Here is a 21,208-nt window from a genome sequence, read left to right on the forward strand (position 1 = left end):
CGACCGCCGGAGCGGTCCCCGCCGGGTAAGGTGCCGCGCATGCGTGCGTTGCTGGTGGTCAACCCCCGGGCGACGGCGACCACCGAGCGCAGCCGGGACGTCCTGGTCCGGGCGCTGGAGAGCGCCGTCGAGCTGACGGTGCGGCACACCGAGCGGCGCGGCCACGCCACCGCCCTGGCCCGGGCGGCCGCGGAGAGCGGCGTCGACGTGGTGGTCACGCTGGGCGGCGACGGCACGGTCGACGAGGCGGTGAACGGACTGATGACCGCGCCCGCCGCGCTGACCGGGCCGGCGGCGTACCGGCTGCCGGCGCTGGCCGTGGTGCCGGGTGGCTCGACCAACGTCTTCGCCCGCGCCCTGGGCCTGCCCCGGGACTGGGCGGACGCGACCAGCGTGATCCTGGACGGGCTGCGCGACGGGCGGCACCGGGTGATCGGTCTCGGTCGCGCCGACGACCGCTATTTCACCTTCGCGGCCGGGCTGGGACTGGACGCCGCGGTCGTCCGCCGGGTGGAGCAGGCTCGGCTGCGCGGCCGGCCGCCGACGCCGGGCCGGTACATGCGCGCGACGGTCGGGCAGTTCCTCACCGGAGTCGACCGCCGGGATCCACCCATGACGCTGGAACGGCCGGGCGAGCCGGCGGAGGCCGGAGTGGGCACGGTCATCGTGCAGAACACGGCCCCCTGGACGTACGTCGGTGACCGTCCGGTGGACCCCAATCCGGACGCATCCTTCGATCTCGGACTTGACATCCTGGCCCTGCGCCGGCTTGAGGTTTTCGGCACGGCGAGGACCGTGACACAACTCGCGTGGCGCTCCGGTGATCCACACGGTAAACAAGTGTTACGGCTACATGACCTTGCCGAGTTCACCGTGGTCTCGTCCCGACCCCAGGCGTTCCAGCTGGACGGCGACTACCTCGGGGAGCGGCAGAAGGTGCACTTCGTGTCCGTTCCCTCAGCGCTGCGTGTGATCTGCTGACGACGGGGTACGTGTTTCCATACGTGCTCACGATCCGTTACAGAAACACCGGCAAAAGGTCGGCGAAGTGGCCGGGACCGTACTACATTGATGGGAGCGTTCGTCAACCGGCTCTGGCGACAGCGGCAGAACCGGACATAAGGGGACGTGAGCCAGCTCACCCGCTGGAAGAAACTTCCAGCGCTACCCTTGACATCGCGTGAGTTCGTGAAAGCATTCACAAGCGATAAGAAGTAACCGGTTGCCGCTTGTGCGCGTTCCTAATCAAGAAGCGCAGAACGGCCACCAAACCCAAAGGCTTGCTGACGCACGGGTGAGCGTACGGGCACAACCCGTCGGCACCGCGGCGCATGCATATAGGTAAACAGCACTGTTTTCATTACCCCATCCGAAACAAGGAGTTTGCCGCCATGGACTGGCGTCACGATGCGATCTGCCGCGACGAGGACCCGGAGCTGTTCTTCCCGATCGGGACGTCCGGCCCCGCGCTCCTGCAGGTCGAGCAGGCCAAGGCCGTGTGCCGGCGGTGCCCCGTGACCGAGGAATGCCTCTCGTGGGCACTCGAGTCCGGCCAGGACGCCGGCGTATGGGGCGGGATGAGCGAAGACGAGCGGCGCGCGGTCAAGCGTCGCGGCGGCCTCCGGGTCTCCGCTCCCACCGCCTGAATCAATCCCCCACAACAGCATTTGCGCCCCGGGCCTGGCGGCACCGGGGCGTCTTGCTGTTTCGGGACGCTCACCCAGCGTTCCCATTCCACAGCGCGCCAATTCGATCACCGTACGTTTACCGCCTCGGGAAATGATCTCGTAATGGGGTGCCCATCCGTTTCCGTCGCCACTCCGGCACACTCCGCTGTGGACCATCCAATGGCGACGCGGTAATCGCATAGCGCAGAGTGATCATCACTCACGGTAGCGGCGGCCGGGGCCGTCACCGATGCGGACGGTAGGCGGCACCCCGAGGGGTGGGGACGGACGTGATCGGCCGTCAGGGACGCGCTGAGGCGGGAAACGATGCGGTTCTGGTCGCGGCTGCACCGGCCCGTGGCGGGCGCCGCGGCGGCGATGGCGCCGGCTCGGCACACCACCCGGGACCAGGCCGCCGCAAGCAGACGAACGCGCCGCCCGCAACGGATCAGGCGGCGGCGAGCATCCGTACGCCGGTCGCCGCCACCCGGCTGCTGACCAGAGCGACCATCTCCGGCGCGTCCCCGAGCGGCTGCGCCACCGCGACCGCGCCGGCTTCCCGGGCCGCTTCCGCCGCCAGGTCGTAGAGCAGGCCCGGCGCGAGGAAGTACCCGGCCACCGCGACCCGGCGGCTCCCCGCCGCCCGCAGCGCCCGCACCGCCTCATCGGCGCGTGGGCCCACCCCGGAGGAGTACGACACCCGCACCGGCACGCCGAGGCGCTCCCCGAGCGCCACCGCGGCGTGCTCCACCGTCCCGCGCGCGGCGGGGTCCCGGGTTCCGGCCGCGGCCAGCACGACGGCGTCGAAGTCGTCCACCGGGATCCGTCGCACCAGCGCCTCCAGCAGCAGCCGCGGCGTCCGCACCCGGCCCGGCCCGGCCGGCCGGGGCCCCAGCACCTCGGCGAGTGTCACCCGCACCGGCAGGTCGGCCGCCTCGGCCAGCACCGCCGGCAGATCCACCCGGCCGTGGTACGCCTCGGTCAGCAGCAACGGCGCCAGTACCGTCCGGCGGGCGCCGAGGGAACCGAGCACGTCCAGCGGGCGCGGCCCGGCATGATCGAGGTAGGCGGCCCGGACCAGCCATTCCGGGCGGGCCCGGCGCACCGCCCGGGCCAGCGCCTCGGTCGACTCGGCGGCCCGCGGGTCCCGGCTGCCGTGGGCCACCAGGACCACGGCCGGACGCGGGGTGGTCAGACGTGCAGACCGCATTCGGTCTTCTCGAACATGGCCCAGCGACCGGCGCGCGGGTCCTCGCCGGCCTTGGTGCGCCGGGTGCACGGCCAGCAGCCGATCGAGCCGTAACCCTTCTTGAACAGCTCGTTGACCGGCACGTTCCACCGGCCGATGTAGCGGTCCACGTCCGCCTGGGTCCAGGCCGCGATCGGGTTGACCTTGATCTTGCCCTTCTTGGCGTCGAAGCCGACGACCGGCGTGTTGGCGCGGGTCGGTGACTCGTCGCGGCGCAGGCCGGTGGCCCACGCGTCGTACTCGGTCAGGGCCCGCTCCAGCGGCTCCACCTTGCGCATGAAGCAGCACTCGTCCGGGTTGCGGCTGAACAGGCGGGGGCCGTACTCGCCGTCCTGCTGGCCGACCGTCATCCGCGGGCGGATCGAGCGGACGTTCACGTTCATCGTGCGGGCCACCGTGTCGCGGACCTTGAGGGTCTCCGGGAAGTGCAGGCCGGTGTCCAGGAAGACCACGTCCACGCCGGGCGAGACCCGGGAGAAGAGGTGCGCGACCACGGCGTCGGCCATCGAGCTGGTCACGCAGAACCGCGCGCCGAAGGTGTCGGTCGCCCACTTGGCGATCTCCTCGGCGGAGCTGCCCTCGAGGTCGCGGGCGGCCCGCAGGGCCAGCTCCCGCAGCTCCTCGGGGCTGCGCCGGGACGGGTCAGCGGCGGTGTTCCCGGGGCCGCTGGGAGCGCCCAGGTTGATCAGGCCCAGGCCGGAGGCGTTCAGGAGATTCATTCGGTGGCTCCCTCATCCGACGAGTTTTCGGTTGTGGACCGAGATGACGCAGGCAACAGCCCGATGAACTTGACCGAGAAGACCCGCACGCAGGAGTGGCACTCCCAGGCGCCGTGCGAGGCCCCGTTGGGGCGGAGGTCCTCTTCACCGCAGTAGGGGCAGTGGAGCGGGGCGGATCTGGCGTCGCTCATTTCAGGAGCTCCTCCTCCGCCCGCATCACCCAGTTGGCGAACGTCTCCCCCTCGGAACGGCCGTCCAGGTAGTTGCGGGCGATCCGCTCGACGTACTCGGGGAGCTCCTCCGCCGTGGCCTTCAGGCCACGCAACTTGCGGCCGAAGCCGGCGGTCTCGCCCTTGGCCATCCCGAGCGCTCCGCCGAGGTGGATCTGGAAGCCCTCGACCTGCTCGCCGTGCGAGTTGAGGACCAGCTGGCCCTTGAGGCCGATGTCGGCGACCTGGGTGCGGGCGCAGGCGTTCGGGCAGCCGTTGAGATGCACCGAGATGTCCGCGTCGAAGTCCCTGAGCCGCTCCTCGAGCCGGGCGACGAGCTCACCGCCGCGCGCCTTGGTCTCGACGATGGCCAGCTTGCAGTACTCGATGCCGGTGCAGGCCATGGTGCCGCGGCGCCAGGCCGAGGGACGGGCTTCCAGCCCGATCCCGCGCAGGTCGGCGATCAGCGGTTCGACCCGGTCGTCGGCGATGTCCAGGACCAGCAGTTTCTGGTACGCGGTGAGCCGCACCCGGTCCGACCCGTGCCGCTGCGCCACGTCGGCCAGCCGGCTCAGCTGCGTGCCGGAGACCCGGCCGACCACCGGGGCGGCGCCGACGTAGTTCTTCCCGTCGCGCTGCCGGTGCACGCCGATGTGGTCGATCGGCTTCTCCGGCAGCTCCGGCGCCGGCCCGTCGAGCAGCGCCCGGCCCAGGTACTCCTTCTCCAGCACCTCGCGGAACTTCTCCACGCCCCAGTCGGCGATCAGGAACTTCAGGCGGGCCCGGTTGCGCAGCCGGCGGTAACCGTAGTCACGGAAGACCCCGACCACGCCGGCCCACACGTCCGGGACCTCGGCCAGCGGCACCCAGACGCCGAGACGCTCGGCCAGCCGCGGGTTGGTGGAGAGGCCGCCGCCGACCCACAGGTCGAAGCCGGGGCCGTGGTCGGGGTGCTCGACGCCGACGAAGGAGACGTCGTTGGCCTGGTACGGCCCGTCCGCCAGCCAGGAGATCTGCGTCTTGAACTTGCGGGGCAGGTTCGAGTACTGCGGGTCGCCGATGTAGCGCTCGATGATCTCGTCGATGGCCGGCGTCGCGTCGATCACCTCGTCCACCGAGATGCCGGCGACCGGGCTGCCCAGCACGACGCGGGGGCAGTCGCCGCAGGCCTCGGTGGTCTGCAGGCCGACCGCCTCCAGGCGGCGCCAGATCTCCGGCACGTCCTCGATCCGGACCCAGTGCAGCTGGATGTTCTGCCGGTCGGTGATGTCCGCGCTGTCCCGGGCGAACTCGGTGGAGATCTGCCCGATGGTGCGCAGCTGGGCCAGGTCCAGCGCGCCGCCGTCGATGCGGACGCGGAGCATGAAGTACTCGTCCTCGAGCTCCTCCGGCGCGAGGACGGCGGTGCGGCCGCCGTCGATCCCGGCCTTGCGCTGGGTGTAGAGCCCCCACCAGCGGAACCGGCCACGCAGGTCGGCCGGGTCGATGGAGGCGAAGCCCCCCTGCGCGTAGATGTTCTCGATGCGCGCCCGGACGTTGAGCGGGTTGTCGTCCTTCTTCAGCCGCTCGTTGGGGTTGAGCGGCTCGCGGTGTCCGAGCGCCCACTGACCCTCGCCGCGCGCCTTGCGGGGGCGGGCGGCCGGCGTTGCGGGAGTGTTGCTGGGCGCCATGGCGGCGGTCCTCCGGGTTTCGTGGGCACGGGAGGACACTCACGGCCACCAGGAGGCTCCGCGACATCTGTGTCAGGAGAGGGCCGGCGCGTCTTCCGCGCCCGAATCTCTTTCGGGCGGCGTCAGGAAGCCGGACACATCGCGCTGAAGACACGCCCGTAGTCGACGTGGCGGCGAGCCACGAAGCGGCGGTCGAGTGCAGCGGTCATGCCGGTAAGCCTCTCACGCAATCCGAATGTGGGCCAGTGAGGTCCAGAATCCGGGAGTGTGGTCCACGGCACTTGGCGGAGTTCTCCTACTGCCGTTACGGAACCGTTACATCGCAGGTCGGACCGTCCCACCCATCGATGACGATCAGGCTCAGCGCTTGCCCAGCGGGACCACCAGCACCGCCTCGGTCCCGCCCCCGGCCCGGTTGCGCAGCTCGATGCTGCCGCGCAGCTCCCCGGTCGCCAGCGCCCGGACGATCTGCAGCCCGAGCCGCCCACCGGCGTCGAAGCGGAAACCCTCCGGCAGCCCCTTCCCGTTGTCGGCGACCGTCACGTGCAGCTGCTTGCGGAAGCGGTGCGCGGCGACCACCACCTCGGGCGCCGGCAGGTCCGCGCCGGCGACCGGCACTTCGTCGTCCGGCGCCGGGAAGCCGTGCTCGACCGCGTTGATCAGCAACTCGTTCAGCACCATCACCAGCGAGGTGGCGATCTCCGCGGGCAGCACGCCGAACGTGCCCTCCCGGTGCATCCGGACCGGGATGCTGGTCGAGGCCACCTCGGTGGCGGCCGTGGCCACCCGGTCCACGATGCCGTCGAACTCGACCGCCTCGTCGCTGGACATCGAGAGGGTCTCGTGGACCAGGGCGATGGAGGCGACCCGGCGCACCGACTCCTCCAGCGCCATCCGGGCCTCCGGCGCGTCCACCCGGCGGGCCTGCAGGCGCAGCAGCGCGGCCACGGTCTGCAGGTTGTTCTTCACCCGGTGGTGGATCTCCCGGATGGTGGCGTCCTTGGTCATCAGGGCGCGGTCCCGGCGGCGCACCTCGGTGACGTCGCGGACCAGCACCAGCGCGCCGATCGGCACCCCGGCCGGCAGCAGCGGCAGCGACCGGGTGAGCACGGTCGCGCCGCGCGCCTCGAACTCCATCCGGGGCGGCGACTCGCCGCGCAGCGCCGAGCGGATCCGCTCGGCGGCGTCGTTGCCCTCCAGCGGGTCGGCGGCCAGCCGGCTGGAGAGGCCGGCCAGCTCCTCGCCGACCAGGTGCGCGTTGAAGCCGAGCCGGCGGTAGGCCGACTGGGCGTTCGGGCTGGCGTAGGTCACCTTGCCGGAGGCGTCCAGCCGGATCATCCCGTCGCCGACCCGGGGCGCCGAGGTGGTCATCTCGCCCGGCTGCCGGGCCGGCGGGAACGTGCCGTCGGCGACCATCTGGGCCAGGTCGTCGGCGGTGGTCAGGTAGTTCAGCTCCAGCTGGCTGGGGGTGCGCGCGGTGCTCAGGTTGGTGTCGCGGCCGATCACCGCGATCACCTCGCTGTAGCCCTCCTCGTGGTCGTTGGGCTCGCGGCGGCGCACCGGGATCGCCTCGTGCCGGGCGGGGGTGTCGCCATACCAGACCGGGTCGCCCTCCCGCCAGATCCGCTCCTGGGTGAACGCGACGTCGAGATGCGCCACCTCGGGCCCGCCGAAGATCTTCCCCACCTGGTCGTCCTGGTACGCCGTGGGCGCCGTGGTCGGGCGCACCTGGGCGACGCAGAGGAACTCGCGCGGCTTGCGGGCCTCGCCCTTGATCGGCACCCAGAGGAGCAGGTCGGCGAAGGACAGGTCGGACAGCAGCTGCCAGTCACCGGCCAGCCGGTGCAGGTGGTCGATGTCGGCGGAACCCAGGCTGGTGTGTTCCTCGACGAGATCGCGCAGGGTGGACACCGCCCAAGCCTGCCACGGGGATGTTTCCGGACGTCCCTACAGGGTGCTGGTCACCTTCTTCAGGCCGCGCGGCGCGTCCGGGTCCTCGCCCTTGGCCAGCGCCAGCGCCAGCGCCAGCTTCTGCAGCGGCAGGATGTCCAGCAGCGGGCTGTACCGCTCGTCGAGCGCCGGGACGGCCAGCCGGCCGGCGGCGCCCGGGATGTCGGACGCGCCGATGGTCACCACGTCGGCCCGCCGCTCGCCGAGCCGGGTGATCACGTCGCGCATCGACCGGCCGCCGGGACCGTCGCCGACCACGGCCAGCACCGGGACGTCGGTGTCGGTCATGGCGAGCGGGCCGTGCAGCAGGTCGGCGCCGGAGAACGCCAGGGTCGGCACGTAGGACGTCTCCATCAGCTTGAGCGCGGCCTCCCGGGCGGTCGGGTACGCGTACCCCCGCCCCGTGGTCACCACGTGCGGCGCGAACCGGTAGCGCTGGGCCAGCTCCTCGGCACTCCGATCGGCGATCGTCGCCTCGGCCAGCTCCGGCAGTCGCGCCAGCGCGGCCCGCTCGGCCTCACCCGGCCGTCCGTCGCCGGTCCGGATGCCCTCGACGAGCAGCAGCAGCGTGAGCAGCTCGGCGGTGTAGGACTTGGTCGCGGCGACCGCCCGCTCGTGCCCGGCCGCCACGTCCACCGACAGCTCGGCGGCGCGGGCCAGCGGCGACTCCGGGTTGTTGGTGACCGCGAGGGTGAGCGCGCCGGTCTCCCGGGCGGCGGAGAGCACCCCGGTGAGGTCGGGTGAGCCGCCGCTCTGGCTGACCCCGACGACCAGGGCGCCGGTGAAGTCGGGACGGGCGCCGTAGAGCGTGATCGCGCTGGGCGAGGCGCTGGCCACGGGCAGCCCGAGCCGGATCTCGGTCAGGTACGCCGCGTACAGCGCCGCGTGGTCGGAGGTGCCGCGGCCGACGAAGAGCACGTGGCGCGGGCGGCGGGCCGCGATCTCGGCGGCCACCTCGGCGACAGCGGTCGCGTGCGGGCCGTCGAGCAGGCGCGCGAAACCCTCCGGCTGTTCCGCAATGTCCGCTGCCATCCCCTGGCCTCGCTGTGTCACGTCTTCCTCCCCAGATGAGCGGTTCTCGCGCGAATGCTGCGCAGTCTTGCAAGAAAAAGCTTAGTACGTCAATCTTTCGCTCACTACTGCGCAGACTCTCGGACTGACAGATCGCTCCGGTGCCCGTACTGTCTTCACACGTGGATGCCCAGCCCCAGGTCTGGCACGACCTCGCCCTCGCCCGCGCCGCCCTCGACCGCGGCGAGATGACCCGGGCCGCCCGCCACCTGGCCGGGGCGCTGCCCCACGCACCCACCCTGCCGGAGATCCACGAGCTGCTCAGCCGATTGGCGGCACGCGCGGACGGCGCGCTCGACCTGTTCCCGCTGGACCCGCACGCGCCGGCCGGCCGGGTGGCGGCGCACGCCCACCTGCTCGCCGCGGCCGGGCGCCCGGAGGACGGACTGCCGCTGCTCGCCGCGGCCAGCGGGCACACCCCGGCGGTGGACTGGGCCGGGGTGCCCTGGGTCAGCGACCCGGTGCTCGGCGGGCGGATCGACCCGGACCTGCTGGCCCGCACCGTGATGCGGCTGTGCACCGCGGTCGGCGACCCGGCCCCGCGGGCCGCCTCCGCCCCGCTGCGGCCCTACCTGACCGTGGTCCGGCACACCGTGGACGCGCACGGCGAGCACGCGATGCTGCTCGGGGCCGGCTCGGCGCTGGCACGCCGGCTCGGCGAGGCGCGCCTCGCCGTCGACTGGGCCGCCCGCGGCGCCCGCTCACGGCCGTCCAAACTCGGCGAGATCTGGCTCGGGTACGCGTACCGCAGCGCCGGCCGCATCCCCGAGGCGCTGGCCGCGCTGCGCCGCGCGGTCGCCTACGACCCGGACGACCTCTCGGTGTACGCCGACCTCGCGGCCACCCTCGCCGACCTGGGCCGGCTGGACGAGGCGCTGCGCTGGACCGACCGCGCGCTGGAACGCGACCCGGCGTACGACTGCGTGGTGCACACCGCCCACCGGCTGCGGTACCGCGCCGACGGCGACGTGGCGCACCTGATCGCGCTGGCCGACTTCGTCCGCGACCACCCGGACGACACGCACGAGCACACCGATCTCGACGAGTGCTGCCGGGACATGCCGTGGCTCGGCGGCACGCCGGCCGGCCTGTCCCAGCTGCCCGCCGGCCGGGCCCCGGTCGCGGCCGAGCCGTCGGCGGACGCGCTGGCCCGCCTGCTGCGGGTCGCCTCGGCCGGCTGGCCGCACCCGCCGGCAGCCTACGACCGCGCGCTCGGCCTGGTGCTGGTCGAGCCGTGGGAGCTGCTCGCCCTGCTCGGCGACCCGGTCGTCACCGGCGCGCGGCCGGCCGGCGCCGCGGAGGTCTGGGCCTGCCTGGGTCTACTGCACCACGGCACCGAGGAGCCGTGGCCGGACTCCACCCGGCGGCGGCTGCTGCTCGGCCTGCTCGACGGCGGCGTCGACCGGGTCACCCAGGCGGCGTTGTTCGCGCTCGTGACGTACGCCTGGGTGGATCCCGGCGCGCGGGCGGACGTGGCCGCCGTGGTGGCCGGGCGGTTCGCCGAGACGGCCGGCGGGCCGCACGCGCGGGCGGTCGCCGAGCTGGCCCTGACCGCGCCGGGGCTGGACCGGGCCACCCGCGAGCTGGCCGCGGCCACGATCCGGGTGCCGGCCGTCCCGCGCCAGCGCCGCCGTTCCCACCTGCTTCGCTGGCTGCGCAGGTAAGCGGCGGCCGAAGCGCGCCGCCCGCGCCGGCCCGGGCCGGAATCCCGGAGGCCGGCCCGGCGCGGAAGCGGATCCGGAAGGGAAGCAAGCCCCCGGGCCGGAATCCCGGACGCGGAACCGGCGCGGAAGCGGATCCGGAGGCGAAGCAAGCCCCGGGCCGGAATCCCGGACGCGGAACCGGCGCGGAAGCGGAAACCGCGCGACCGCGCCGATCGCCGGGAGAGGCGCTAGTTGATCACGGCGATCAGGTCGCCCTCCTGCACCACGTCGCCCTCGTTCACCGCCAGCTCGCCGACCGTGCCGCCGGACTCCGCCAGCACCGGGATCTCCATCTTCATGGATTCCAGGATCACCAGCGTGTCGCCCTCCTCGACGGCGTCACCGACGCCGGCCACGACTTTCCACACGTTGGCCACCATCTCGGCCCGGATCTCCTCGGCCATGCCGGATCGCCCTCCTCGTCACCCTTCGGGGAAGGTCATCCAATCATGGATCCCGCGCGGGTAGGTCTCAGCGCGACGGGAAGGGCCGACTACGATCGGCGGCTGACCCAGCGTGAGGAAGGAGGCCCGCAGATGGCGAAGAAGGCTCGCAAGAAGAAGGCCCGTAAGAAGAGCGGCGCGAACCACGGCAAGCGCCCCAACAGCTGAAGATCCGAAGAGAGGGCCGGCAGATGACATCCGCCGGCCCTCTCTCGTGGCCTTCTACGGGAGGTACTCCCGGGTCTCGGTCTGAACCTCCAGCTGGTCCAGCTTGTGACGCAGCCGGTCGCGCAGCTCGACCGGCGCGCGCTCGTCCCCGCAGCAGCGGCCGACCAGGGCCTTCACCTCGTGCTCGATGCCGAACTCGCGCAGGCAGCCGGAGCAGTCGTCCAGGTGTTTCTGGATCAGCCGGCGGCGGTCCTCGCTGCACTCCAGGTCGAGGTAGAGGTACACCTCGCTGAGCACGATGGCGCAGTCGGTCTCGTGTTCGTTCTCGGCGTTCGCCATCGGGTCACGCCTCCTGCGGCTCGGACGCGGTCCGGGTGATGCCCCGCTCACCGGCGTACTGCTCGAGCAGCTTGCGCAGGTTGCGCCGGCCACGGTGCAGGCGGGACATGACGGTGCCGATGGGCGTGCCCATGATGTCGGCGATCTCCTTGTACGAGAAACCCTCGACATCGGCGAGGTAGACGGCGAGCCGGAAGTCCTCCGGCAGGGACTGCAGCGCCTGCTTGATGTCGCTGTCCGGGAGCCGGTCCAGCGCCTCGGTCTCGGCCGACCGCAGGCCCGACGACGTGTGCGACTCGCTGGAGGCGAGCTGCCAGTCGGTGATCTCCTCGGTGGGCGACTGCACCGGCTGCCGCTGCTTGCGCCGGTACGAGTTGATGTAGGTGTTCGTCAGGATCCGGTACAGCCAGGCCTTGAGGTTGGTGCCCTCCTCGAACTGGTGGAACGCGGAGAACGCCTTGAGGAACGTCTCCTGCACCAGGTCCTCGGCGTCGGCCGGGTTACGGGTCATCCGCAGGCCGGCGGCGTACAACTGATCCACGAACGGCAGCGCATCGCGCTCGAACCGTGCGCGACGCTCGTCGGTCCGTTCCTTCTGCGCCACCCTGGACTCCCCCCTCGACCGCCTCGCCGAGGATACGGGTAGTGCCCCAGTCACGCCTTCGAAAACCGGTGTGCTCACGCTCACCGGCGGTGCGGCGGACACCGGCTCGGCCGCCGGCCACTGCGGGGAGTCCAACAGCTCGCGCACCCGGGTCGCCTCGCGGCGCTCGGGTGTCACGTACTCGATACCGGCACGCACTACAGATTCCCCTTCCGCCGGACAAGTCTCCGGGTCGTGCAACGCCGGTGGCGGGGTCAGAATTCCGGCGCCCTCAATCGGCCCAGCCGTGCCGGCGCAGCCAGCCGACGGCCAGCTCGGCGGTGCCGGACACGTCCGTGCGGAGGTCGTGCACGGCGCCGGGCCTCACGATCACCTCGACGCCGTCGCGCGGCTCGGGCACGCCGAACGGGTCCCGGTCGCCGTTGAGCACGCACACCGGCAGCCCGGCGGGCAGCTCGCCGGCCCGGCTCTTCTCCGGCCGGCCCGGCGGGTGCAGCGGGAAGGCCAGCGCGAGCACCCCTGCGGCGCCCAGCCCCGGCGCGGTCCGCGACGCGACCCGCGCTCCGCTGGAGCGCCCGCCGAGGATCACCGGCAGCCCCGGTACGGCGTTCGCGCGCACCACCGCGCCCCACGCCTCGTCGAGGTGCCCGGCCGGGGCCGGCGCCCGCCGTCCGGCCACCCGGTACGGCTGGGTCACCAGGAGCACCCGCACGCCGGCCGCCACCGCGGCGTCGTGCACCGCGGTCAGGTCCGGCGCGTCCACGCCGCCTCCGGCCCCGTGGCCGAGGAACAGCTGGCTGCGCGCCGGGCCGGCCGGTTCGGTGAGGCGAACCAGGGCCGGCCCGCGCGGGGTCTCGACGGTCTTCTCGGAGCTCGACACAAGCTCCGTTTCTATCAGCGGCTCACCGGGGTGAGGGTCAGGAACCGGCGGTCCTCGGCCTCGGTGGACCCGTCGTCGACCGGATCGCCGTTGGGTTGCACGCGCTCGCGCCAGGCGACCAGCATGGCGCGCCGTTCGCGCGGCGTGGTGCCGCCCCAGACCCCGTGGCAGTCACCGACCTGCAACGCCCAGGCCAGGCACGGGCCCTGCACCGGGCAGGTGCCGCAGAGCGCCACCGCGCCTCCGGACGGCTCGTTCGGCGCCGGAAAGAACGTCTCCGGGTCGACGGTCCGGCATGCTCCCCTGGTCCGCCAGGCCTCGTCCGTACGTCGTTGTGCAATTGCCTCGAGCAACCGCGGGTCACGTCGCGCGATGGCCACCTCGTGCGGACGCGGCATGCGTGCTCGTGTCATCAGCCCACCTCCCCCGTGGGACCGGAAATGCTGTGGCGGCCGTTCCCGCACCCTGCGGAGCGGCACCACTCCGGCGCTGGTTTGTACCGCACCGTACAAGATCAGAACAAGGGGCCGATCAATGTTGAAACAAAGTTGCCGGTGGCGAATCCGCGCATAATCCGACAAAGAACTTCGTTGATCTTCGAGAGTTCAGAAAAGCGTCACCTCGCCGGGAGGCGCCAGCAACTCGGGGCCGTTGTTGCGGACATTGCCCACCGCGGCGCCGACCGGGCGCACCTCGATCGCGGCCAACGCCGCCTCGTCGAGCGGGCGCAGCAGCGGCTCCGGGTCACCGCCGCCGGCCAGCCAGTCCGACCAGCGCTCGGGCGGCAGGACCAGCGGCATCCGGTCGTGCACCCGGGCCAGCTCGCCGCGCGCCGCCGTGGTGATGACACTGCAGGTCAGCACGCCTTCCGGGCCCCACGGCGACCAGATCCCGGCGAACGCCAGCGGGGCGCCGCCGGCCGGACTCATGTAGTACGCCTGCTTCTGCTTGCCGGACCGGGCCCACTCGTACCAGCCGTCGGCCGGGACCAGGCAGCGACGGCGGGCGAAGGACGGCGCGAACGTCTTGAGAGTGGCCACCGTCTCCGCCCGCGCATTGATCATGCGGGCGCCCTGACGCAGGTCGGCGGCCCACGGCGGGACCAGACCCCAGCGCGCGGTGTCCAGCACCCGGGCGTCGTGCGTGCGCGACCGGCGAATCAGCGGAACCGCGGCGGTGGGCGCGACGTTCCAGCTCGGCGACAATTCCCCGGCCACGTCGACGGCTTCGAAGAACTGACTGAGATCCACGTTGCTCCGCGTGGTCGCGTAACGGCCGCACATGGCGTGCAGCGTACGCCAACGGAAACGGTGGTGGGGGGCGCGGAACGCCGACGAAATGACGGCATCACGCGGAGCCCGGATCCCGAATCAGTGGAATGGCGACGGCCCGTACGGAGGAATTCCGGGCGGCACGACGTCCCGGGAGCCGGGAACGCGCGCCGGGACCGGCGGCGTCCCCCGGCAGAATGGCGGTCATGGCTGCTGAATCCCGCCCCTGGCCCGCCCCGACCGCCGCCGGCCCGATCTCGACCACCGTCCGGTTGCCCGGCTCCAAGTCGATGACCGCCCGCGCGCTGGTCCTCGCCGCGCTGGCCGACGGCCCCTCGGTGATCGAGGCGCCGCTGCAGGCCCGGGACACCACGCTGATGTCCGCCGGGCTGCGCGCGCTGGGCGTCGCCGTGGACACCTCGGCCGACGACCGCTGGCGGGTCGAGCCGGGCCCGCTGCGTGGCCCGGCCACCGTGGACGTCGGCCTGGCCGGCACCATCATGCGGTTCCTGCCCCCGCTGGCCGGCCTGGCCGACGGCCCGGTCGAGTTCGACGGCGACCCGCACGCGCGCAACCGCCCGCTGCGCCCGATCGTCGAGGCGCTGCGCGCCCTGGGCGTACGCATCGAGGCCGCGCCCTCCGGCGGGCTGCCGCTCACCGTGCACGGCACCGGCCTGGTCGCCGGCGGCGAGGCGGTGGTCGACGCCTCCGGCTCCAGCCAGTTCGTCTCCGGCCTGCTGCTCTCCGCGCCACGCTTCGCCAAGGGCCTGACCCTGCGGCACGAGGGCCCGCCGGTGCCGTCCGCCCCGCATCTGCGGATGACCACGCACATGCTGCGCGCCGCCGGCGCCACGGTGGACGACAGCGTCCCGGAGACCTGGGTGGTCGAGCCCGGCGCGCTGCACGGCCGCACCTGGACCATCGAGCCGGACCTGTCCGGCGCGCTGCCGTTCTTCGCCGCCGCGATGGTCACCGGCGGCACGGTCACCCTGGCCGGCTGGCCGGCCCAGAGCTGGCAGCCGGTCGAGCAGCTCAGCCGGCTGCTCACCGCGCTGGGCGGCGAGGTCACCCGCACCGCCGGGGAGCTGACCGTGCGCGGCGCCGGCACGCTGCGCGGGATCACCGCCGACCTGTCCGAGGTCAGCGAGATGACCCCGGTGATCGCCGCGCTGGCCGCGCTCGCCGACGGGCCGTCCGAGCTGCGTGGCGTCGAGCACATCCGGGGCCATGAGACCGACCGGATCGCCGCCCTCGCCACCGAGCTCGCCAAGGCCGGCGCCGGGGTCACCGAGTTCCCGGACGGCCTGCGGATCGAGCCGCGGCCGCTGCACGCCACGTCCTTCGCGACGTACGCGGACCACCGGATGGCGCACGCCGCCGCGGTTATCGGACTCACCGTCCCGGGCATCGAGCTGACCGACGTAGGTTGTACGTCGAAGACGTTGCCCGAGTTCCCGGAACTCTGGGCGGGACTCGCGGCAAGGAGCTAGAGCTGCCAGGGCGTAAACGGGAGTACGACGAGGACGACGTCCGGGTCCGGCCGGGGCGGTCCTCCCGCCCGCGTACCCGGACCCGGCCGAAACACGACGACGCGGTGGACGCGCTGGTGATCACCGTGGATCGGGGCCGGTACGGCTGCGTCCGGGAGGACGGCGGCGACCGGATCGAGGTGATCACCGCGATGCGGGCCCGCGAGCTGGGCCGCAAGTCCGTGGTGGTGGGCGACCGGGTGGCGCTCGTGGGCGACGTGTCCGGAGCGCCCGGCGCGCTGGCCCGCATCGTCCGGATCGGCGAGCGGACCTCGGTGCTGCGGCGCACCGCGGACGACGACGACACCACCCCGGAGGGCCGGCTGGAACGGGTCGTGGTGGCGAACGCGGACCAGCTGGTCATCGTCAGCGCGCTGGCCGACCCGCCGCCCCGTACCGGCTTCATCGACCGCTGCCTGGTCGCGGCGTACGACGCCGACGTGGAGCCGCTGCTCTGCCTGACCAAGGCCGACCTGGCCGGTCCGGAGCAGGTGCTCGACTACTACACCGAGCTGGACCTGCCGTACGTGCTGGTCCGCCCCGGCAGCGACCTGGCACCGCTGCGCGAGCGCCTGGCCGGCCGGATCTCGGTCCTGGTCGGGCACTCCGGGGTCGGCAAGTCGACGCTGGTCAACCGCCTGGTGCCGGACGCGCTGCGGGCGGTCGGCGCGGTCAGCGCGGTGGGCAAGGGCCGGCACACCTCGACCAGCGCGGTGGCGCTGCGGCTGCCGGCGATCGGCGGGTCCCGCAAGGACCCGGGCTGGATCGTCGACACGCCCGGCATCCGCAGCTTCGGCCTGGCCCACGTCAGCGCGGAAAGCCTGCTGCACGGCTTCCCGGACCTGGTCGAGGGCACGCTGGAGGACCAGCCGAACTGCGGGCACACCGCGGCCGACCCGGACTGCCGGCTGGACGCCTGGGTCGCCGACGGGCACGCCGACCGGCGGCGCCTGGACTCCTACCGCCGGTTGCTGGCGTCGCGCGCCGGTGACCTGGACGCCCGCGAGCAGCCCGCGGACGACAGCGCGCCGCTCTGACCCGCACCGGACGCGGTCTCCGGGGCGGACGGCCACCCCGCGGCCCGCGGGGCGCGGGGTGGGCCCGGACCGGCGGCGGCGCCGCGCGGGCCGGGCACGGGGCGCGGCGGGAGCCTGCGGGCGGGGCCCGGGGGCCGTACCGGGAAAGGGTCTTCTCGGCGGCCGCGGGGCCCACCGGCGGCGGCCGGAGGCATCAGTAGAGTTCGGGCATGGCTGGATATGCCGACGATCTCGCTCTCGCCCACACCCTCGCCGACGCGGCCGACGCCATCGCGATGGCCCGGTTCCGCTCGCTGGACCTCAAGGTCGAGGCCAAGCCCGACCTGACGCCGGTGTCCGACGCGGACACCGCGGTGGAGAAGTCGATCCGGGCCACGCTGGCCCGGGCCCGCCCGCGGGACAGCGTGCTCGGTGAGGAATTCGGCCGGTCCGAGGCGGCGGCCGGGCCGGGCACCCGGCACTGGGTGATCGACCCGATCGACGGCACCAAGAACTACGTGCGCGGCGTGCCGATCTGGGCCACCCTGATCGCGCTGATGGAGGGCGACACCCCGGTGGTCGGGCTGGTCTCCGCGCCGGCGCTGGGCCGGCGCTGGTGGGCGGCGCGCGGCCTGGGCGCGTTCGCCGGCCGGCACCAGCACGCCGCCACCCGGATCGAGGTGTCCCGGGTCCGCCGGCTCGCGGACGCGAGCTTCTGCTACGCCAGCCTGAACGGCTGGCAGGACAACGGCCGCCTGCCGCAGATGCTGGACATCCTGCTCGGGGTCTGGCGCAGCCGCGCCTACGGCGACTTCTACGGCTACATGCTGCTGGCCGAGGGGGCGCTGGACGCGATGGCCGAGCCGGAGCTGTCGCTGTGGGACATGGCCGCGCTGATCCCGATCATCACCGAGGCCGGCGGCAAGGTCACCGACCTGGACGGGCGGACCTGTGCCGACCACTCGTCGGTGGTCGCCACCAACGGCCTGCTGCACGAGAGCGTGCTGACCGCGCTGACGCCACGCGGCTGACCCTCCTGGCATGAGCGCACCACGACGGGGTACTCCCCATGCATGCCCGTCGTGGGCTTTCGTCCGGTTTCCGTGCCGGGTGGGCGCCGATCGCGCAAGCCGGCCCGCCCTCGCCGAAATGCGCGGACGGGACGCGTTATGCACAATGGAGCGATCATGCCGAGCGAGGTTCGTCACCTGGTGGACCGCGGCCAGAGTTTTCCACTGGTCCGGCTGACCGGGGTGCTCGACGGCGGGACCGTCGCCCCGGTCCGCTCCACCCTCCTGGACGTGCTGGCCGGCCAGCCGGAGGCGGTCGTGGTCGACGTCGCCGGCCTGCGGGTGCCCCGGCACGACGCGCTGGCCGTGCTGCGCGAGGTGCGCGACGAGACCCGTGACTGGCCGGCCGCCCGGCTCGTGCTCTGCGGCGCCACCGACGGCACGCTGTGGCAGTCCACCGGCTGGCCGGTCTGGCCGGACGCGCCGGCCGCCTTCGCCTCGCTCGGCTCGCCCGGCGCCGGCCTGCGGGTCGGCCTGGAGCTGCAGCCGGTGACCGGCGCGGCCCGCCGGGCCCGCGAGCTGATCACCGAGACGTGCCTGCGCTGGGACCGGCCGGCGGTGACCGGCGACGCGTGCATCGTGGCCACCGAGATGGTCAACAATGTGGTGGCGCACGCGCGCACCCCGATGCGGGTGCTGCTGGCCCGGCACGGCGACACGGTGAGCGTGGCGGTGCGCGACGGCTCGCCGGTGATCCCGCGGTTCTCCGGGCCGGTCGCGGCCACCGCGTACGGCGGTCGCGGACTGCTGCTGATCGACGCGGTGTCGGTCCGCTGGGGCTGCCTTCCGCTGGCCGACGGCAAGGTCGTCTGGGCGCACCTGACCCCGGACCGGATCACGGTATGACCGGCCCGGCCCGTGGGTACATTGCGCACATGCGAGACAACGACTACCCCACCGAGGTGAGTGATCCGCAGGCCTCCGGCCTGCCGGACACCGCCGACGACGATTCCATCGCGAACGACGAGGTGGACAGCGGCCGCTGGAGCGACGGCCCCGACCCGGCGGCGCTCGCCGGGGTGGGCCCGGGTGGCTCCAACCGGTTCGGCGACACCGCCGAGGAGCAGCGGCAGGGCGAGTCGCTGGACCGGCGGCTGAGCCAGGAGGAGCCGGACTTCGGCGCCGAGGACCAGGTCCGGTCGCAGCGCGACCCGATCGACGAGACGGTCGACGACCCGGAGCAGAGACGCTTCGACCGGGACGTGTGGGGCGAGAGCCCGACCTCGGACCCGAACTCGCCGGTCTCGCTCTACGACGACGGCCAGCTCGACGAGGACAGCCCGGCCCGGGTCGGCCGGCTGGTCGCCCCGGACGGCGGCTCCGGCTTCGACGAGGAGCCGGACAGCGTCGCCTGGGACGCGGGCGCGGCCGGCGGCGGCGCGAGCGCCGAGGAGCTCGCCATCCACGAGACCAGGGCGCCCGACTACGACTGACCCGGCGTCAGATCCCACCGGTCGCCGGGTCTTGCCGGGACCACCCCGCTGCGGGCACAGTCTGTGCGGGACCGAGGTGGGGGGAGTACAACCGGATGGGTCGCACGCGTCACCGGGCCGAGGTGTCGTCGCGGTGGCTGCGGCCGTTGCTGGCGGCCGCGGTCGCCGTCTGCGGGCTGACCGTGCCCGGCGCCGCGCACGCCGAGACGGTCACCCGGACGCTGGTGCGCGACGACTTCACCGGCGGCCGCGGCGCCGTCGTGGACGCCACCCGCTGGGCCGGGGACACCCGGGGCGCGTGGCTGGACGGCGACGGGAACCTGGCGCTCGGCACGCGGCTCTGGACGGCGACCACCTTCACCCAGCCGAACGGGCACGCGTCGGCGCGGATCCGGGCCGGCCGCTCCGGCGGGGCGTGGCGTTCGCTCGGCGTGCTCGGCGAGGACGGGCAGATCCTGTCCGGGCAGGTCGAGGCGCTCGGCGACGACGGGGTGGGCGACTACGACTTCCACACGTACGCGATCGACTGGACCCGGACGTCGTTCGTCTGGTCGGTCGACGGCCGGCAGGTGCTGCGCCTGACCCCGGACACCGCCGGGCAGCCGTTCCGGCTGGTGCTCAACCTCGGCGGGGGCGACCGCTACGCCGGCGGGATCCTGGTCGACTCGGTCGGCGTCACGACCCGGGTCACGGTGAAACCGGCCCCGGCGTGGGCGGCGTTCACCACGTACCGGGTGGGCGACCGGGTCAAGTACCGGGGTACGACGTACCGGGTGACGGCACGGCACACCGCGCTGCCCGGCTGGGAACCGAGCCTGGTCCCGGCCCTCTTCGAGAAACTTTGAGAGATCCTGTTATCCGGGGGTTCCGGAACCCGTCTCCATTGACCCACGCAGTCCGTCTCTAAAGACTGTTTGGAGTACGACACCCTCTCCCCCCGGAGGTCCCCCCATGCGTAAGTTACGGGTTCTGCTCGGCGCGGCCGTGGTCGCCACGACCCTGGCGTCATCCCTGTTCATGGCCTCGCGCAACGACCACGCGGATGCGGCCGTGGTCTGGAACGAAGACTTCAACGGCGCGGCCGGCACCGGCGTCGACACGTCCAAGTGGAACTTCGACACCGGCGGCAGCGGCTTCGGCAACCAGGAGCTGCAGTACTACACCAGCGGCACCAGCAACGTCGCCATGGACGGCCAGGGCCACCTGGTCATCACCGCGCGCAAGGGCAGCGGCGGGCACAACGACTGCTGGAACGGCACCTGCCAGTTCACCTCCGGCCGGATCCAGACCGCCGGCAAGTTCACCCAGCAGTACGGCCACGTCGAGGCCCGCATCCAGGTGCCCAACGGCTCCGGTCTGTGGCCGGCCTTCTGGATGCTCGGCGGCGGCAACTGGCCGACCGACGGCGAGATCGACATCATGGAGGTCGTCGGCCGCGACCCCAACCGGCTGTTCGGCACGCTGCACGGCCCCGGCTACTCCGGCGGCAACTCCTACGGCGGCACCCTCGTCGCCGGCTCGCCGTGGTACCAGGCGTTCCACACCTACGCCGTCGACTGGTCGCCGAACCTGATCGTCTGGACCGTGGACGGCAAGGAGTACTTCCGCGCCACCCCGGACTCGCTGCGCGCCGCCAAGGGCAACGTGAACTGGGTCTACGACCACCCGTTCTTCATCATCCTCAACCTGGCCGTCGGCGGTAACTTCGGCCAGGGCAACCCGGCCAGCCTGCCGGCCGAGAGCAAGATGCTGATCGACTACGTGCACGTCAGCACCTCCTCCAGCACGCCGCCGCCGTCGACCAGCGGCACCGCGCTGAAGAGCAACCTCAACGGCCGGTGCATCGACATCCCGGGCGGGACCGCCTCCGACGGCGCCCGCCTGCAGATGTGGGACTGCAACGGCAGCAGCGCCCAGAAGTGGACCTTCAACAGCGACGGCACGCTGCGCGCGATGGGCAAGTGCATGGACCCGGCCGGCGGCGCGCTGGCCAACGGCACCCCGATCCAGCTGGTCACCTGCAACGGCAACCCGGTCCAGCGTTTCACCCTGTCGGGCGCCGGTGACCTGGTGAACGTGTCGGCGAACCGGTGCGTCGACATCAAGGACAACAACGCCGCGAACGGCGCGCAGCTGCAGCTCTGGGACTGCGGCGGCACCGCCAACCAGAAGTGGGCGAAGGCCTGATCCAGGGCACAGCCGCATGATGGCGCTCCC

23 protein-coding genes are annotated in these 21,208 nt (G+C 72.9%); 11 read left to right on the top strand and 12 right to left on the bottom strand.

Going from position 1 to position 21,208, the window contains the following annotated elements; translation table 11 throughout:
- Positions 1-39 precede the first annotated feature (39 nt).
- Positions 40-981 (top strand): diacylglycerol/lipid kinase family protein, encoded by a 942-nt coding sequence (locus tag ACTEI_RS32495; RefSeq protein ID WP_122981134.1) that lies wholly within the window; start codon positions 40-42, stop codon positions 979-981.
- A 410-nt stretch (positions 982-1,391) separates the two neighbouring features.
- Positions 1,392-1,646: a WhiB family transcriptional regulator gene (locus tag ACTEI_RS32500; RefSeq protein WP_014694499.1), complete on the top strand. Its 255-nt coding sequence runs from the start codon at positions 1,392-1,394 to the stop codon at positions 1,644-1,646.
- Between the two features lie 469 nt (positions 1,647-2,115).
- On the opposite strand, the gene ACTEI_RS32505 is transcribed toward ACTEI_RS32500, so the two are convergent.
- The 6 genes from ACTEI_RS32505 to ACTEI_RS32530 all read right to left on the bottom strand — a co-directional run bounded on the left by ACTEI_RS32505 (position 2,116) and on the right by ACTEI_RS32530 (position 8,496).
- Positions 2,116-2,877 (bottom strand): sirohydrochlorin chelatase, encoded by a 762-nt coding sequence (locus ACTEI_RS32505; RefSeq protein WP_122981135.1) that lies wholly within the window; start codon positions 2,875-2,877, stop codon positions 2,116-2,118.
- Positions 2,859-3,635, bottom strand: a complete 777-nt coding sequence (locus ACTEI_RS32510) for a phosphoadenylyl-sulfate reductase (protein ID WP_122981136.1) — start codon at positions 3,633-3,635, stop codon at positions 2,859-2,861. Before ACTEI_RS32510 ends, ACTEI_RS32505 begins: the two co-directional genes overlap by 19 nt.
- On the bottom strand, positions 3,632-3,826 hold the full coding sequence (locus ACTEI_RS38795; protein WP_122981137.1) for a hypothetical protein: 195 nt from the start codon (positions 3,824-3,826) through the stop codon (positions 3,632-3,634). The genes ACTEI_RS32510 and ACTEI_RS38795 overlap by 4 nt, the downstream gene beginning before the upstream one ends.
- Entirely contained in the window at positions 3,823-5,514 is a 1,692-nt protein-coding gene (locus ACTEI_RS32520; protein ID WP_122981138.1) for a nitrite/sulfite reductase, read from the bottom strand. The genes ACTEI_RS38795 and ACTEI_RS32520 overlap by 4 nt, the downstream gene beginning before the upstream one ends.
- A gap of 360 nt (positions 5,515-5,874) precedes the next feature.
- Positions 5,875-7,425 (bottom strand): sensor histidine kinase, encoded by a 1,551-nt coding sequence (locus ACTEI_RS32525; RefSeq protein WP_122981139.1) that lies wholly within the window; start codon positions 7,423-7,425, stop codon positions 5,875-5,877.
- A gap of 36 nt (positions 7,426-7,461) precedes the next feature.
- Positions 7,462-8,496, bottom strand: coding sequence for an SIS domain-containing protein (locus tag ACTEI_RS32530; RefSeq protein WP_122981140.1), 1,035 nt, complete (start codon positions 8,494-8,496; stop codon positions 7,462-7,464).
- A gap of 161 nt (positions 8,497-8,657) precedes the next feature.
- Between ACTEI_RS32530 and ACTEI_RS32535 the strand changes: the two genes are divergently transcribed.
- Positions 8,658-10,199 (top strand): tetratricopeptide repeat protein, encoded by a 1,542-nt coding sequence (locus ACTEI_RS32535; protein WP_187645856.1) that lies wholly within the window; start codon positions 8,658-8,660, stop codon positions 10,197-10,199.
- A gap of 227 nt (positions 10,200-10,426) precedes the next feature.
- On the opposite strand, the gene ACTEI_RS32540 is transcribed toward ACTEI_RS32535, so the two are convergent.
- Entirely contained in the window at positions 10,427-10,642 is a 216-nt protein-coding gene (locus ACTEI_RS32540) for a biotin/lipoyl-binding carrier protein (protein ID WP_122981141.1), read from the bottom strand.
- Positions 10,643-10,774: 132 nt separating this feature from the next.
- On the opposite strand from ACTEI_RS32540, the gene ACTEI_RS39465 reads away from it, so the two are divergent.
- A complete protein-coding gene (locus tag ACTEI_RS39465) occupies positions 10,775-10,849 on the top strand; it encodes a 50S ribosomal protein bL37 (RefSeq protein ID WP_369700219.1) in 75 nt (24 codons plus the stop codon).
- 54 nt (positions 10,850-10,903) lie between these two features.
- On the opposite strand, the gene rsrA is transcribed toward ACTEI_RS39465, so the two are convergent.
- From rsrA to ACTEI_RS32565, 5 genes are all read right to left on the bottom strand, one after another.
- On the bottom strand, positions 10,904-11,188 hold the full coding sequence (gene rsrA / locus ACTEI_RS32545; RefSeq protein WP_122981142.1) for a mycothiol system anti-sigma-R factor: 285 nt from the start codon (positions 11,186-11,188) through the stop codon (positions 10,904-10,906).
- 4 nt (positions 11,189-11,192) lie between these two features.
- On the bottom strand, positions 11,193-11,990 hold the full coding sequence (locus ACTEI_RS32550) for a sigma-70 family RNA polymerase sigma factor (RefSeq protein WP_122981143.1): 798 nt from the start codon (positions 11,988-11,990) through the stop codon (positions 11,193-11,195).
- 73 nt (positions 11,991-12,063) lie between these two features.
- Positions 12,064-12,672, bottom strand: a complete 609-nt coding sequence (locus ACTEI_RS32555) for an alpha/beta hydrolase family protein (protein WP_122981144.1) — start codon at positions 12,670-12,672, stop codon at positions 12,064-12,066.
- A gap of 14 nt (positions 12,673-12,686) precedes the next feature.
- A complete protein-coding gene (locus tag ACTEI_RS32560) occupies positions 12,687-13,085 on the bottom strand; it encodes a WhiB family transcriptional regulator (protein ID WP_122981145.1) in 399 nt (132 codons plus the stop codon).
- 192 nt (positions 13,086-13,277) lie between these two features.
- Positions 13,278-13,955: an SOS response-associated peptidase gene (locus ACTEI_RS32565; RefSeq protein WP_122981146.1), complete on the bottom strand. Its 678-nt coding sequence runs from the start codon at positions 13,953-13,955 to the stop codon at positions 13,278-13,280.
- A 185-nt stretch (positions 13,956-14,140) separates the two neighbouring features.
- Between ACTEI_RS32565 and aroA the strand changes: the two genes are divergently transcribed.
- From aroA to ACTEI_RS32600, 7 genes are all read left to right on the top strand, one after another.
- On the top strand, positions 14,141-15,433 hold the full coding sequence (gene aroA / locus ACTEI_RS32570; RefSeq protein ID WP_122981147.1) for a 3-phosphoshikimate 1-carboxyvinyltransferase: 1,293 nt from the start codon (positions 14,141-14,143) through the stop codon (positions 15,431-15,433).
- 2 nt (positions 15,434-15,435) lie between these two features.
- Complete coding sequence (gene rsgA, locus ACTEI_RS32575; RefSeq protein ID WP_122982549.1) at positions 15,436-16,509, top strand: ribosome small subunit-dependent GTPase A; 1,074 nt, start codon at positions 15,436-15,438, stop codon at positions 16,507-16,509.
- 209 nt (positions 16,510-16,718) lie between these two features.
- On the top strand, positions 16,719-17,519 hold the full coding sequence (hisN, locus tag ACTEI_RS32580; protein WP_122981148.1) for a histidinol-phosphatase: 801 nt from the start codon (positions 16,719-16,721) through the stop codon (positions 17,517-17,519).
- Between the two features lie 156 nt (positions 17,520-17,675).
- A complete protein-coding gene (locus ACTEI_RS32585; RefSeq protein ID WP_239082130.1) occupies positions 17,676-18,404 on the top strand; it encodes an ATP-binding protein in 729 nt (242 codons plus the stop codon).
- Positions 18,405-18,433: 29 nt separating this feature from the next.
- Positions 18,434-18,991 carry a DUF5709 domain-containing protein gene (locus ACTEI_RS32590; protein ID WP_122981150.1) on the top strand — a complete coding sequence of 186 codons (558 nt, stop codon included), beginning with the start codon at positions 18,434-18,436 and terminating at the stop codon, positions 18,989-18,991.
- A 95-nt stretch (positions 18,992-19,086) separates the two neighbouring features.
- Positions 19,087-19,836: a carbohydrate-binding protein gene (locus tag ACTEI_RS32595; RefSeq protein WP_145830757.1), complete on the top strand. Its 750-nt coding sequence runs from the start codon at positions 19,087-19,089 to the stop codon at positions 19,834-19,836.
- 106 nt (positions 19,837-19,942) lie between these two features.
- Positions 19,943-21,178 carry a glycoside hydrolase family 16 protein gene (locus ACTEI_RS32600; RefSeq protein ID WP_122981152.1) on the top strand — a complete coding sequence of 412 codons (1,236 nt, stop codon included), beginning with the start codon at positions 19,943-19,945 and terminating at the stop codon, positions 21,176-21,178.
- The last annotated feature ends 30 nt before the right edge of the window (positions 21,179-21,208 follow it).

The organism is Actinoplanes teichomyceticus ATCC 31121 (assembly GCF_003711105.1).
GTDB classification, from domain to species: Bacteria; Actinomycetota; Actinomycetes; order Mycobacteriales; family Micromonosporaceae; genus Actinoplanes; species Actinoplanes teichomyceticus.